Here is a 13,395-nt window from a genome sequence, read left to right as displayed (position 1 = left end):
ACACGAGGACCTCCTTAGGGAGAACGAGACACCGATGTAAACCGAAAAGACAGACAAGAGAGGCAGAAAGGGCCGGGCAACCACTGCTGTGTGGCATGCTCTCCCAGGAGAGAGGCAGACCCCCAGGAACTACTGTCCCCACAAGGCATAGGCATATACAGGGAAGATGCCGCACACCTCCGAGCGAGCCAGCCCCTTCTCAACCTGAGAACAGTCACCTCCAGCTCGCCGGCCTTGCCTCCTCTCCTTGCCACATGTCACCCAGGTGCTTGGCTCCCCTGCAGAACACCCCCAAGCTGCATATAGTTGTCAAAGTACTTCTGCCAACAACCGTGCCATGTCACTGACACATTTTCCATAAAGTGACAAAATGGTTTCCAAATGTCGGCAGCAACAGTATATCTAGTGACAAACGGCACATCTGTCAGTAATTATAGCAGCTAAAAGTGACATTGTCAATACTACAAGACAACTGACTGACGCACTTAGCCTGCTTGCCTTGAGCCACTTCTGTGCTATAATTACTGACAAAGCTCCTGACAAAACCAGATAAGGAAATCTATGAGTAAGCAAGAGAAACAATGGTTGGAAGCGAAGGAAGCCATTCCCCTCTTCGTCGAAGTAACGGGCCTCTCGGGGAGGTCTTTTTACCGCCACGCGGAGCATATTCGAAAGCAACTCCCCCCAGGGAAAGACAGAGGCGCACTATATCTGCGCTCGGATATTGAGAAACTCTCTTCCTCTCAAACCAAAGGCAAGACGAAGACAAAGGGTAAGGAACAGCAGCCTCCCATTACCGTCGCCACCGACTGGATCAGAGAGGGAGATCTTCCCTACGTACTAGCACTCGACTTCGAGATGTATGGACCGGAAGGAACAGTTGATCCCAAGATCACATACCGGTGGTGGCAGAAAAACCCATACATGTGCAGGATCTTATTCGACGCACAGGACCGCAGGAGCGTCCTTGGGGCTATTACCATCATGCCCCTAGAGATGGACACCATCTTGAAACTATTGCGGCGTGAAATCCAGGAGCAGGATATCCCCCCTGAAGCTATCCTGACCTATGAGCCAGGCGAGTATGACGCATTTGTACTTTCAACTGTAGTCCGTCCCCAGGCTCGAATTCACCTCCGTCAACTACTCTACAGCTTGGTGCAGTTCTGGTGTGATCAATATCCGCAGGTTAGACTCCGACGGCTGTACACATTCCCGTGGAGCCGAGAAGGCTGGCTGCTAATCAAACACCTGTACTTTGCCCCCCGACGTGACCTGGCGCCTGATGCCTTTGAGCTTGACCCTTGGGAGCCCAACCCGTCACGGCTGATCCAGGAATTCCAGCAATGTATTGAACAGAAGCGAGCTAATGACAGGGGAGAAAGCTCCAGAGAGAACTAAGGGGAAGCCTTTCAGGGTAAAAAAGCCTACTAACAGTGTAACCTTCACAGCATTCTGTAAAAGCGTGCAACAGTAGCCTAAGATCGAGAAGCCATTTGCCTTCCCGTGCCAAAGACAAGCTATACCGCTACTTAGCGCTGCAGAGCGGCAGGCGGGCTGGGCGACCAAGATCGAAGGCCATACCATTCCGATCTCCACGCCGGGCGACTATTTCGCCTATACCTTGCGCGAGCCGATAGGCGTTGTTGGGCAGATTATCCCCTGGAATTTCCCCCTTTTGATGGCGGCCTGGAAGCTGGCCCCGGCTCTGGCTGCTGGCTGTACCATTGTCCTCAAGCCGGCTGAGCAAACCCCGCTTTCGGCCCTGCGCCTGGGCGAGCTGATCCAGGAGGCGGGTTTCCCCGATGGGGTCGTCAACATCGTGCCCGGTTTTGGCGAGACCGCGGGCGCGGCCCTGGCGGCCCATCCCGACGTCGATAAGATCGCCTTCACTGGTTCGACGGAGGTTGGCAAGCTTATCGTCCACGCTGCTGCGGGCAATCTCAAAAAGGTGACGCTGGAGTTGGGCGGCAAATCGCCGAATATCGTGCTCAAGGATAGCGACCTTGACCGTGCTATCAAGGGGGCGGCCCATGCCATCTTTTTCAACCACGGGCAGTGTTGCTGCGCCGGGTCGCGCCTCTATGTCGAGCAGGCGGTCTTTGATCGCGTTGTCGAGGGCGTGGCCGAAGAGGCCAAGAAGATTCGCCTGGGGCCAGGTTTTGATCCGGCGACGCAGATGGGGCCGCTGGTTTCTGAGGAGCAGCTGCAGCGTGTCTCCGGCTACATTGAGGCCGGCCTGGCCGATGGGGCTACCCCGCTTTGTGGGGCCAGGCGTTACGGCGACCAGGGGTACTTCGTCGAGCCGACGGTCCTGGTCAATGTGCGCCAGGATATGAAGGTGGTGCAGGAGGAGATCTTTGGGCCGGTGGTCACGGCCATGCCCATCAAGGAGCTGGATGAGATCCCGCCGGTGGCTAACGATACGGTCTACGGGCTGGCGGCGGGCATCTGGACGCGCGATATCAGTAAGGCTCATCGCCTGGCGCAGCAGCTGCGAGCCGGTACGGTTTATGTCAACTGCTATAATGTCTTTGATGCCGCATTGCCCTTCGGTGGTTACAAGCAATCCGGGTGGGGGCGCGAGATGGGCCACGAGGTCCTGGAGAACTATACCGAGCTGAAATCGGTCTGTATTGGACTCTGAAGCCTCGGGCGCACTGGCGCCGTATTGTGTAGTGTAAGCGCAACGTAACGACGAGCGAGCATGGCGGAACTCCTCGTGAGCAAGGAGGCGCTGCCATGCTCGCGGTTTGTATGAGCCACGGAACGGGCAGGCAACACGTTGGAGCGTGCTCGCCGCCCGGCTGAACCGGGCGAAAGGGGGACGATGCATCATGGCTCTGCAGTTTAGTGCACGCAATCGTTTGCAGGCCACGGTCAAGGCCGTCAAGCTTGGCGATGTGATGGCTGAAGTGACGGTCGCTCTGCCTGATGGTCAGGAGCTGGTTGCAGCTATCACGCGCACCTCAGCGGAGACGCTGCAGCTGCAGCCAGGCGATCAGGTGGTGGCGATCATCAAGTCGACCGAGGTCATGGTCGGCAAGGACGTCTGAAGAGCAAGAGGCTTGCAGAGAGCCTCTGCTGGTCGAGCGAGTGGTCAGAGCAGGGACGGCGTGGTCGGGCGCCAGCAAGACCAGCTTGCCGACAAGCCCGCTCGGCCCGCTCGCGGGTGCGCCTCATCGTGCAGGGGTGCTGCTCGCGGGCGGGCGCTGGCCCGGTAGGGCTTGATTGTTGACCCCTGGGGCTGCTATCATGAGCGGGACGACCTCAGTTCATATGATAGCGCGCGAGGGTTACCATGCTCGATCTCAGCGATATACCGCTCGTTGATAATCACTGCCATCCGGTCTTGCTCGATCAGCAAATGGATCTGGTACGTTTCCGCAGCTATTTTACTGAAGCCGCTGATCCCAGCTTTGCCCAGCGTCATGTAGGCGAGTCGGTCTACTACCTCTGGCTGGTGCGCCAGGCGACGGCCTTCTATGGCTGTTCGGCGAGCGAAGAGGAGCTGATCGCAGCTCGCAATGCTCTGGAGAGCGATGCCCTGCTAGCGCGCCTCTTGCAAGCGGCGAATTTTGCCGCCCTGGTCATCGACACGGGCTTCCCTGAAGGCCCGCATGTCTATTCCCCGGAGCGGATGGGCGCCTTGGGTCACTGTCGCGCAGCCAGGCTCTTCCGCCTGGAGCCGCTCATGCAGCGCCTCGTCATGGCCTATAGCGACTTCGATGAGATGGTTGCTCACTATGAGCAGGAGGTGAGCACCATCCGCGAGCGCGGCTACTGCGGCTTCAAAAGCATTGCGGCCTATCGCACGGGCCTCAATATTCTGGAGTGGACCAAGGATGAGGCAGTGGCAGCCTTCGCTCAGGCGCGAGCCGAGGGGTTGCGTCAGGGCACGCTGCGCATCAATCATAAGCCGTTGCTCGACTACTTGCTCCATATTGCGTTTCACTATGCCTCTCAGCAAAGACTGCCGGTGCAGTTCCATACAGGCTATGGCGATAGTGATACGAATCTCCTGCTGGGTAACCCGCTACATCTGCGCAACATTATGGAGCGCGGTGATTATCGTGGGATGGCTATTGTCTTGCTGCATGAAAGCTATCCCTATGTTCAATTAGGCGCCTATCTGGCGGCAATCTATCCCCATGTCTATTTCGATCTTTCGTATTGTATTCCCTTTGTCGATCGGCTGGAAATGCTGGCCTTTACGCGCCAGGCCCTTGGAGTAGCCCCTGCCAGCAAACTCGTCTACAGCTCTGATGGCGTTCATCTGCCAGAAATGCACTGGGCAGCCGCCCTGCGCGGACGCGCCATTCTGGCCCAGGTTCTCCAGGAGATGATCGATGCGGAAGAGCTAGACTACGAGCAGGCCCGGCATATGGCCCAGCTCATTCTGCACGATAATGCCTGGCGGCTCTATGGCCTCAGCGACTGAGCCAGAGCGGAAAAGAGGCTGGAGATCGGATGATGGTATGGGCACAGGCCACGCACGCTCACTCAGGGAGGAAAGGAATGCAGAACGCCGAGATCGGGGCAGAGGCGCTGGCGGGTGGCTCTGCCCACTTCCGTGTGGGGGTCTTTGCTCTCATTTTCGATGACGAGGGACGAGTTTTGCTCGTGCATCGCAACGATATCGATTGGTGGAACCTTCCCGGGGGAGGGATGGAGCTGGGGGAGACGGTCGACGAGGCGGTACAGCGTGAGGTGCGCGAGGAGACCGGCCTTGAGGTAGTTGTCGAGCGGCTGGTGGGCGTCTACTCCAAGCCCCAGAAGCAGGAAGTGGTTTTGACCTTCCGCTGTCGCGTCGTAGGTGGCGCGCTCACTCCTACCGAAGAGGCGCGCGACTGTCGCTATTTCCCGCCCCAGGACCTGCCGGCGAACACTCTGCCCAAACATCGGCAGCGCATCGAGGACGCGCTGCTCAACCAGGCCGAGGCTGTGCTGCGGGCCCAGCGCAGCAGCACCGCCGAGGATCAGGGATTGACCTAGGGCACAAGAGCGCGGCGCGGCGGCGGCCTGGAGAGTGGCGGCGGCAGCAGGGAGGGCGAGAGCCAGGGGGCAGAGGCCAGACCCTGATGAGCGAGACCGCGCGCCGGGCTGGCTAGCTTTCCTCCTGCAGGACCGCTACGTCATATGGGGTCAGGCGCACCTGTCCGCTGAGCGTTTCTCCCTGGGGCAGCCGTCGGAAATGGCCATCGGGCAGGGAGAGCGTGACCTCCTGCTGGTTATGGTTCAAAAGGAAGTAGATGTTGCGTGCATCTGGGGTCAGGCGGCGCGAGACCTCGACGCCGGGAGGGGCCTCCAGCAAGGGGGTCAGGCCCGCCTCCTGGCAAAGCCGGGTCAGGAGCCGTTGCCGAAAAGCCTCTTCCGGCTGAGTTGCCAGGTAGTAGGCGTGGCCCTGGCCAAAGTGGTGAACGGTCAGCGCGGGGCCGCCGGCATAGTAGTCGCTGGCGAAATGCCCGAGGGCCTGGGCGCCTTCCAGCTCCAGCACCTCGCCCCACAGACTGCAGGCGTAGCGTCCCTGCAGTGGACCCTCTTCGATGACCAGCGTGTTCCTCATCTCCGCGGTCCAGGGATCGAACTCGGCCACACGCAGGCCCAGCAAACGCCGCAGTTCAGCCGGATAGCCGCCGGTCACCACGCGGTCGTTGGCATCGACGATGCCGCTAAAGAAGGTCGTCAGCAAGATTCCGCCTTCCGCTACGAACATCTCCAGCTTCTGGGCCAGGCCCGGACGCAGCAGATAGAGCAAGGGGGCGATCAAGAGCCGGTAGCCTTGCCAGTTGCTCTCTGGTGAGACCACCGCTACGGGGATATTCGCGGCGTAGAGCGGCTGATGGTAGGCCAGGAGCAGATCCCAGTAGCGAAGGCGATCGCTGGGGCCTGGCTGATATTCCACAGCCCACCAGTTTTCCCAGTCCATCAGCAAGGCCGCCTGAGCCGGTAGGCGGCTGCCGGCGACGATGGGGGCGAGCTGCTTGAGTTCGGCGCCGATCGCTTCGACCTCGCGGAAGATGCGTGCGCGCTCGCTGCCATCGTGGGAGACGATGGCACTGTGGAACTTCTCCGCGCCAGCGCGCGACTGGCGCCACTGGAAGTAGAGGACGCCATTGGCGCCGCGTGCCACGGCCTGCAGGCTTTGCAGGCGCAGCTCGCCAGGGCGGCGCTGGGGATTCTGCGGGCGCCAGTTGACGGGACCAGGGGCCTGCTCCATCACCAGATGTGGCTGACCGCTCTTGAGCGAACGCATCAGGTCATGGACGAAAGCCACCTCGTTGGGTGGTGTGGTGCGTGCTGGATAGTTATCGAAGGCGATCACATCCAGGTGGGGAGCCCAGGCGAAATAGTCCAGCGGCTTAAAAGCCCCCATCAGGTTAGTTGTCACCGGTACATGGGGCGTGATCTCGCGCAGAATGCGGGCCTCGTTCAAAAAGCATTCCAGCAAGGAGGCGGACATAAAGCGCTGGTAATCCAGGCAGAGGCTGGGAGAGGGCTGAGCTGGCGTCAGGCGTGGGGGGAGGATTTCCTCCCAGTGGTAATAGCGCTGGCCCCAGAAGGTGGTCCCCCAGGCTTCATTGAGGGCCTCCAGCGAGCCGTAGCGCTGCTGGAGCCAGGAGCGGAAAGCCTCGGCACAGTTATCGCAGTAGCAGGCCGGGACGTGGCAGCCGTATTCATTGTTGACGTGCCAGAGGCGCAGCGCGGGATGCTTGCGGTAGCGCAGGGCCAGCTGACGGACCAGCTCAGCGGCCTCGCGGCGGTAGTTTCTGCTGTTGGGGCAGAAGTGCTGCCGTGAGCCGTGGGAGAAGCGCAGGCCCTCGCGGGTCACCGGCAGGATGTCGGGATAGTGGCGACTCATCCAGGGAGGAGGGGCGGCGGTGGCCGTGCCCAGATCGGCGGCGATGCCGTGCTCGGCCAGCAGATCCATCACGCGGTCGAGCTGCGAGAAATCGTACTGATCCAGGGCTGGCTCAAGCAAGGCCCAGGAGAAAATATTGATCGAGACCATATTAAGGCCCGCCAGCTTCATTAAGCGCATATCCTCTGGCCAGAGCGAGGCGGGCCACTGCTCGGGGTTGTAGTCGGCCCCGTAGAGCAGAGTTTCAAAGAGCGCGCTAGGACGGCTATTCTGGCGTGGCAAGGCGTATCATCCTCCTTCGCGGTCGCGGCGCTGGGGTGCGGGATTGGCGGGCTGGCTCTCAGCCGACTCGCTCAGGTGACTGTCGCGCAGTGCATCCTCTAGGGCCTGCTCAACCTCGGCGCGCAGGCGAGCTGTCAGCTGAGCATGCCATACCTCGTCCCAGGCTCCGCTGTTCTCTAGCAGGCGCCGGCAATGGGAAAGCGGATCACACTCGGCCTCAGCCTGCTCGGGGGAGCCGCGCGTCACCAGCATCTCCAGCAGGATCGGCCCCTGGCCGGTGCGAGCCAGTTCCAGCGCCTCGCTTGTGAAAGCGTAGACCTCGCGGATATCACTGCCGTCGACGCAGCGATAGGTGAGGCCGGAGGGGAGGCGGGCGGGGGAGAGGCGGAAAACCTGGGCGTCGAGTGAGCAATCCTGCTCGCAGATGAAGAGGACAGGCAGGCGTTGCTGGGCGGCAAAGGTGAGTCCTTCCAGGAAATCCGGCTCGGCGGTGGCGCCGTCGCCGCAGTAGGCGATTGCCACGGCTGAGCTTTTACGCAGCTTGCAGGCGAAGGCGATGCCTGCGGCGTGCAGAATCTGGGTCGCCACGGGGACGGGGCCGCTAATCATATTGTGTTTATGATAGCCCCAGTGCTGGATCGGGCGATGGAGGCGTTGGTCGGGGTCGGTCAGGCTGCCTGGCCAGCCCTGCAGGTAGGTGCGGAAGATCTCGTAGGGAGTCATCCCGAGAGTGAGGACGACCCCCAGGTCGCGGTAGTAGGGCAGGGTAAAGTCGAAGCTCGGGCGAATGCAGGCGGCGCTGCCAACCTGGGCCGCCTCGTGGCCGCGACAGCTGGCCACGAAGCCAATGCGCCCACTCTGGTGGAGTTGCCAACAGTGGCCGTCAACCAGGCGCGTCAGTAACATGCGCTGATAGAGGTCGCGTAGCTGCGTCGTGGATAGTGAAGGCTGAGTAGTCGCTAGCTCCACGTCGACACCACCAGATGCGTTTTCATACGATTCACGCCTTGATCTTCTTTTGCAGGGTCGTAGAAGGAAGCCGGTGCATCGCCAGATGCACTGCTCATTATACGCCCTCGGTGCGCGGGCTAGCAATAGCGCGGCCAGAGAAGGGGAGGATCAAAGGGGGCCGGGCCGGCCTGCTGAGGGCTATCAGCCGATTAGCAGACGAGCGAAGGAGGGGCTAGGCTGCTGCCTGTTTTGCCCACTCTGGCCTATTTTTCAGGTTGGGCTTGTGGCTCTAGTGGTTGCTTTTCGCAAAAGTCGATTCTATAATGCCAGTGAAAAAAACCCTGGACAATGGAGCCGGGTCGAGATGTCAGCGTAGACGATTGGAGGCAGTAGCAATGACTCTGGAAGTGCAGGCAGCGGAATCCAAAACGGGCGCGCGGCCTGAAGATCCCGTTGCGCTTTACCGCACCATGCTGATGGCGCGCAGCATCAACGAGCTGCTGAAAGTGCGCAAGACGCAAGGGAAGTTTCCCTTCTATATTGGGTGCGGTGGGCACGAGAGCATGGCCGCCGTAGTAGCTGCCGTTGATCCGCAAGACTGGCTCTCCCTCTACTATCGTGACCTGGCGGCATGGCTGCAGCGGACGGGCGACATTTATGGTCCGCTGCGGGAAGCCTACTCGCGCACGACGGGACCGATGTGTGCCGGTCGCAATATGCCCTCGCACTACAGCAGCCGACGCCATCGCATTCTGCCGACCTTCAGCGAGGTGGCGGCGCTGGCCCCCTTTGCCGGCGGGGTGGCCTTCTCGCTCAAGCGGCACGGGAGCAAGGAGATCGTGGTCTTCACGACCGGCGATGGCGGCGTAGCGACCAACGATTTCAATGTGCTCTTCCGCCTGGCCTCGGTGCACCGCCTGCCGATTCTCATGATTGTTGAGGATAACGGGTGGGCCATCACCACTGAGTCGGCGCTTCAGTGGGCTGGCTCGCTGGTCGAGTGGGCGCGCGCTGCCGGAATCTCTGCCGAGGAGGTCGATGGCACAAACGCGATCCCAGTTTTTGAGGCGACAGCGCGCCTGGCTGAGTATGTGCGCTCGGGGCAAGGCCCGGCCTTGATGCATCTGAAGCTCGGCCTGCTCGATCCTCACTCCAGCAGTACGGATATCTATTCGTACCGCAAGCGGGAGGAGGTCGAGTTTACCAAGGCGACCAAAGATCCGGTGGCTAACTATGGTCGCTGGCTGGTGGAGCATGGCTATCTGCAGGAGGCTGATCTTGAGCGCCTGCGCCGTGAGGTACGAGCCGAGCTGCAACAGGCCGAGGAGCGTGTGCTGCAGGAGCCGGAACCGACGCCCGAGCGAGTTCTGCAGCATGTGGTTTATGTTCCGCAGTGGCAGGAAAATACGCCGCGTGGGGCCAGGCGCCCGACAACGATGTTGGGCGCGATTAATGAGGCGCTGGCTGAGCTGGCGCAGCGCGACCCTGATTTCTTCGTCTATGGTCAGGATGTGGGGAGTCCAAAAGGGGGCGTTTTCGGCGCCACTGCCTCGCTGGTTACGCATTTCCCTGGGAGAGCCATCAGTAGCCCCCTCAATGAGCAGTTGATCATTGGAGTCGCCGCCGGGGCGGCCATGACTGACGGGCGTGCGCGCTGTGCCGAGATTCAGTTTGTGGATTATCATCAGTCGGCGGCGCAGACGATTCGCCTGGCGGCGCGTATCTCCTACCAGAACTTTGGCGATTGGCGGGTGCCGTTGCTGATCCGCACGAAGTCGGGCAGTGGAGGAGGCGGTCCCATTTCGAGTAGTGCCGCTGGTGGTGGGGCCTTTGGTCATTCGAATGCGGGCGAGCAGTGGTTTACGAATGTGCCAGGGATGATCACGCTCTGCCCGGCGACGCCGTTCGATGCCAAAGGGCTGCTCTTGGAGGCGGCGCGCTCGCAGTCGCCGGTGGTTTTTCTGGAGCGTGGGCGTCTCTATCGCTCGGAGCCGCCGAAGGATCGCCACGGGCGCCCGCTTGAGGCGATGGCCCAGTACTGGCAGGTGCCCGAGGGCTATTATACGCTGCCGATCGGCAAGGCCCGCCGGCTGTGCCTGGGCGAGGGAACGCCGCAGGTGGCGATCGTGAGCTGGGGGACGATGGTGCTGGAAGCCTGTATTGCTGCTTCCAGTGTGATCGAGCGGCATGGCGGGGCTATCGAGATTGTGGATCTACGGACGCTGATGCCGTTCGATGAGGAGGCGCTGCGGGCGGCGGTGCGCGAGGCGAATCGGGTGGTGGTGGTGACGGAAGAGCCGGATCTGACGAGCTTCGCGCGCCATGTGCATTCATGGATTGTAGAGCATTGTTTCTATGATCTGGATGCGACGCCGCGCCTGATCTCGGCCCTGCCGGCGCCGGCGGCCCCCTATAACGAGCCGGAGGAGACGGCTTACTATCCTTCGGCCAGCACCATTGAGCGCTGCCTGGAGGAGTTGCTGATCGAGTAGGAGAAGAGACAGGGCGCGCGCCGGCAAACAAACTGGCGTGAGCCTGATGCTGACCGGCAGGGATCAGGCGCTTCGCTCTCGCTAGAGGGCAAGGTGAGCCGGAACGAGGAGCTATCTGCTCACGAGGGCCTCGGCTTGGGTTGAGGCTCGCTGAGGCTCGTACGTGGCGGGTAGCTCCTTTGTTGTGACGCTGGCTCGGCGCCTGCCTGGGGCAGCCATGAAAAGGGAGAAGGCGTTATCCCAGGGGCAGAGGGTCAGGCTGAGGAAGAGGCCAGAGTTCTGGGTGGAGGCTGCTTGAATTGCTTGCAGCTGATAGGGCTTGGCGTCATCTCCATCGCTGCCAGCAAGCGTCAGGTGAAAGCCTGGTAGCTGTGGATGTTGCCAATTGTATGGCTCTCCTAAAGTATTACCCCCTTTACGATCATCCAGCACCCTGGCCCACGCACGAGGACCTCGCTCGGCGGCTTAATTAAGGTGCTCGCGACGGGGATGGTCGCGCAAGGTGCGGGAGAGGTAGCGGATGAGCCGCTGACCAAGCTTCATCTGCAGGGTAGCCGATTCGGGACTCGCGCTATGCACCTCCTGCAGCATGCGGTCTGTCAGGCTCAGCAGCCGGCGCAGGCGCGGGATCTCGCTGGTGTGGAAATAGATGGGTTGGTCGGGATCGCGCGCGATGGTTTCCTGGCAGCGGGCCTGGAGCAGGTCCAGACCTTGTTGTAGCTCGACCAGGAGTCGGAGCAGGTGACGGTCGCCCTTGCCCAGGCGTCCGCTGGTGGACGTGGGAAAGCGTGGGTCGCGCTCCTCTTGCCAGTGCTGCCAGAGTTGTTGAGCGCGTGGCGAGAGGAGGGTGATGGTAAGGAGCTGGAGATCTTCGATGGTGCGCCCGGTCAAGGCCCACTCTAGTGGGCCGGGGATGAGCACGGGCGAGAGACCGGCCAGCAGGTCGTTGGTGGGACGCCTGGAGCGCTGACGACGGTGGCGATGGCGGCTCATGGCTTGCACCCCCAGACGGTCAGGAGGCCGCAGCAGGTGCGCTGGCGCTCCCATTCGGCGGGTAGGGCGCTCAAGGTCTCCTCGACCAGGCTCAGGGGAACCTGGTTGACGCTGGCCAGAATGGGGGCGACGCTCTGCAGGGAGGCGAGCAGGTCGCGGCGGAAGAGGGGAGCGCCGTAGGCTTTGCCAAAGAGGGGGGTCTCGTAGGCGCGGACGGTGGGATGGAGGCCAAGGGAGCGCAGCCAGTCGGGGATTTGGAGCGGTGCGGTCAGATGGAGGCCGCGACGGGCGGCCAGGGTTTCGAACCAGGCGCGGACGCGGGCCTGGTGTGGTCCCTCGTGGAAGACCTGGCCGGTGGCCTCGACGAATTCGAGCCAGCCACCTGGGGCGGTGACGCGCAGGAGGTCGCTGAGAACGCCGGGCCAGGCGGTGAGGGGGATGGCGGCGACGAGGAGGCGCTGATGGATGTAGTCGAAGGAGGCGTCAGGGAAGGGGAGGCCGCTGAGCAGGTCGGCCTGGACGGGCTGGCAGTGTGGCGGCAAAGGGGTGCGCAGGAGGGAGAGGTCTTTGTCGAGGGCGATGAGGCGAGCCTGGGGCCAGCAGCGGGCGGCCTCGCGGAGCCAGATGCCGCTGCCGGTACCGACGTCGAGGATGGCGCGCGGGTCGCGGACGGGAGCCAGGAAGTGGCTGCCAAGGAACTGGCGCAGGGCGAAGTGTTGCAGGTCGAGGCGGTCCTGTTCCTGGCGGGTGCGTGGCAGCACGTAGGTGTCGCCGGGACCGGTTGGGGTCAGGGCGCCGGGAGCTGCCGGAGGCGGCGCGGCTGAGTCTGCAGCGGTGGAGGGGTGAGGCGAGGCCTGCAAGAGGTGCCTGAGCCAGTGGCGGATCATGCGCGGGCCTCCTCTTGCTCGGGAGAGAGCAGACGGCGTAGTTGCTGGAACCAGTGTGGCGAGGGAAGCCGCGGCGAGAGGATCAGGAGCGGCTGGCCGCGGTCGGTGGCCTCCTGCAGGAGCAGGCGCTGATGCTGACGGCAGCGCGGACAGGAATATGGGGATCGCTCATGCGCATCTGTTAATGGCTGGGGTGACGTAGCCATAGGTTGTATATCTCCTTTCCTTTCAAGCTCCTGGAACAGGATAGTCAAGGGAGGAAAGGAAGGCTCTCAGAAGCTGTTCGAACTTTTTCCAGAGGATGGGAGAGGTGAGAAAAAAACGCCTGTGCTATTCCTGTCTGAGCTGTTACTGCCAGGGGGAGATGCCTGGTCCAGGAGCATCCCGCCGCTGAGCAGATCAGCACCGCTCAGGAAGGCACAAGCGCATTTTCGGTGCATATCGGGCGTGTCTGTCGAGCTGAATCGGTCACGCCAGCAGCAGAGAGATCGCGGTCGATCAGACGCCGGAGAACGGGGCGTTAGCGGTAGACCCCTCTCCGGTGCTGCCTGGTCTGAAGTACCATCCCCTGCCGGCGATGGCAGGCCGGGCGGTCGCTGCCCCCTATCGGTTGATGAACAAATCGGCTAGCTCGACCAGAGAACGTTCGTTGTGCCAGGGGTGGTCTTCGGCACGCACCCGGCGATACAGGGCCAAGGTTTCTCTCTGCAGACTTAGACTTTTCAGCTCGGTCGCTTTGTGCATGCACTCTATCAGCAGGTAGGTAAAAGTCTCTCGCTCCTGCTGGATGAGCGCTGTCTTGGTTTCATCTAGGAGAATCTCCACCTGCAGGCGGGCAGGGGTCATTACCCTCACAGGCGTGGTTTTTAGCTGGCTGTAGGTCTCCCATGCTCGCCGACTGTAGCCCTTCTCAGGAAAGCGCATAGCG

Annotated in this window: 11 protein-coding genes and 1 pseudogene; 6 read left to right on the top strand and 6 right to left on the bottom strand. The window is 61.7% G+C overall.

Annotated features, from left to right (window positions below; genetic code table 11):
• Positions 1 to 561: 561 nt before the first annotated feature.
• The 5 genes and pseudogenes from BGC09_RS17755 to BGC09_RS17735 all read left to right on the top strand — a co-directional run bounded on the left by BGC09_RS17755 (position 562) and on the right by BGC09_RS17735 (position 4,995).
• Positions 562 to 1,401: a hypothetical protein gene (locus tag BGC09_RS17755; protein WP_069805570.1), complete on the top strand. Its 840-nt coding sequence runs from the start codon at positions 562 to 564 to the stop codon at positions 1,399 to 1,401.
• 88 nt (positions 1,402 to 1,489) lie between these two features.
• Positions 1,490 to 2,647 (top strand): annotated as a pseudogene (locus tag BGC09_RS17750) (aldehyde dehydrogenase family protein); the annotation flags it as partial.
• 190 nt (positions 2,648 to 2,837) lie between these two features.
• Positions 2,838 to 3,056 carry a TOBE domain-containing protein gene (locus BGC09_RS17745; RefSeq protein WP_218104091.1) on the top strand — a complete coding sequence of 73 codons (219 nt, stop codon included), beginning with the start codon at positions 2,838 to 2,840 and terminating at the stop codon, positions 3,054 to 3,056.
• 245 nt (positions 3,057 to 3,301) lie between these two features.
• Positions 3,302 to 4,441 (top strand): amidohydrolase family protein, encoded by a 1,140-nt coding sequence (locus tag BGC09_RS17740; RefSeq protein WP_069805569.1) that lies wholly within the window; start codon positions 3,302 to 3,304, stop codon positions 4,439 to 4,441.
• 77 nt (positions 4,442 to 4,518) lie between these two features.
• On the top strand, positions 4,519 to 4,995 hold the full coding sequence (locus BGC09_RS17735; RefSeq protein WP_069805568.1) for an NUDIX domain-containing protein: 477 nt from the start codon (positions 4,519 to 4,521) through the stop codon (positions 4,993 to 4,995).
• Between the two features lie 112 nt (positions 4,996 to 5,107).
• On the opposite strand, the gene BGC09_RS17730 is transcribed toward BGC09_RS17735, so the two are convergent.
• Entirely contained in the window at positions 5,108 to 7,144 is a 2,037-nt protein-coding gene (locus BGC09_RS17730) for a beta-galactosidase (RefSeq protein ID WP_069805567.1), read from the bottom strand.
• A 6-nt stretch (positions 7,145 to 7,150) separates the two neighbouring features.
• Complete coding sequence (locus tag BGC09_RS17725) at positions 7,151 to 8,113, bottom strand: thiamine pyrophosphate-dependent dehydrogenase E1 component subunit alpha (protein ID WP_141727843.1); 963 nt, start codon at positions 8,111 to 8,113, stop codon at positions 7,151 to 7,153.
• Between the two features lie 377 nt (positions 8,114 to 8,490).
• Here BGC09_RS17725 and BGC09_RS17720 point away from each other — a divergent pair, with 377 nt between their 5' ends.
• Positions 8,491 to 10,587, top strand: coding sequence for an alpha-ketoacid dehydrogenase subunit alpha/beta (locus BGC09_RS17720; protein ID WP_069805565.1), 2,097 nt, complete (start codon positions 8,491 to 8,493; stop codon positions 10,585 to 10,587).
• A gap of 465 nt (positions 10,588 to 11,052) precedes the next feature.
• Here BGC09_RS17720 and BGC09_RS17710 read toward each other — a convergent pair whose 3' ends face one another.
• From BGC09_RS17710 to BGC09_RS23150, 4 genes are all read right to left on the bottom strand, one after another.
• Positions 11,053 to 11,580, bottom strand: a complete 528-nt coding sequence (locus tag BGC09_RS17710; RefSeq protein WP_141727842.1) for a hypothetical protein — start codon at positions 11,578 to 11,580, stop codon at positions 11,053 to 11,055.
• Entirely contained in the window at positions 11,577 to 12,467 is an 891-nt protein-coding gene (locus BGC09_RS17705) for a class I SAM-dependent methyltransferase (RefSeq protein ID WP_069805562.1), read from the bottom strand. The genes BGC09_RS17710 and BGC09_RS17705 overlap by 4 nt, the downstream gene beginning before the upstream one ends.
• Entirely contained in the window at positions 12,464 to 12,673 is a 210-nt protein-coding gene (locus BGC09_RS17700) for a hypothetical protein (RefSeq protein WP_069805561.1), read from the bottom strand. The genes BGC09_RS17705 and BGC09_RS17700 overlap by 4 nt, the downstream gene beginning before the upstream one ends.
• Before the next feature lie 397 nt (positions 12,674 to 13,070).
• The coding region (locus tag BGC09_RS23150; RefSeq protein ID WP_218104090.1) for a hypothetical protein at positions 13,071 to 13,395 on the bottom strand (325 nt) is incomplete at its 5' end.

Source organism: Thermogemmatispora onikobensis, from assembly GCF_001748285.1.
Lineage (GTDB): Bacteria > Chloroflexota > Ktedonobacteria > Ktedonobacterales > Ktedonobacteraceae > Thermogemmatispora > Thermogemmatispora onikobensis.
Note: the sequence above shows the minus strand (reverse complement) of the source record. Positions and strands in the feature narration are given on the sequence as shown.

Coding starts and splice junctions, on each gene's coding strand:
- BGC09_RS17755 (WP_069805570.1), top strand. CDS start 562: ATGAGTAAGCAAGAGAAACAATGGTTGGAAGCGAAGGAAGCCATTCCC.
- BGC09_RS17745 (WP_218104091.1), top strand. CDS start 2,838: ATGGCTCTGCAGTTTAGTGCACGCAATCGTTTGCAGGCCACGGTCAAG.
- BGC09_RS17740 (WP_069805569.1), top strand. CDS start 3,302: ATGCTCGATCTCAGCGATATACCGCTCGTTGATAATCACTGCCATCCG.
- BGC09_RS17735 (WP_069805568.1), top strand. CDS start 4,519: ATGCAGAACGCCGAGATCGGGGCAGAGGCGCTGGCGGGTGGCTCTGCC.
- BGC09_RS17720 (WP_069805565.1), top strand. CDS start 8,491: ATGACTCTGGAAGTGCAGGCAGCGGAATCCAAAACGGGCGCGCGGCCT.
- BGC09_RS17710 (WP_141727842.1), bottom strand. CDS start 11,580: ATGAGCCGCCATCGCCACCGTCGTCAGCGCTCCAGGCGTCCCACCAAC.
- BGC09_RS17705 (WP_069805562.1), bottom strand. CDS start 12,467: ATGATCCGCCACTGGCTCAGGCACCTCTTGCAGGCCTCGCCTCACCCC.
- BGC09_RS17700 (WP_069805561.1), bottom strand. CDS start 12,673: ATGGCTACGTCACCCCAGCCATTAACAGATGCGCATGAGCGATCCCCA.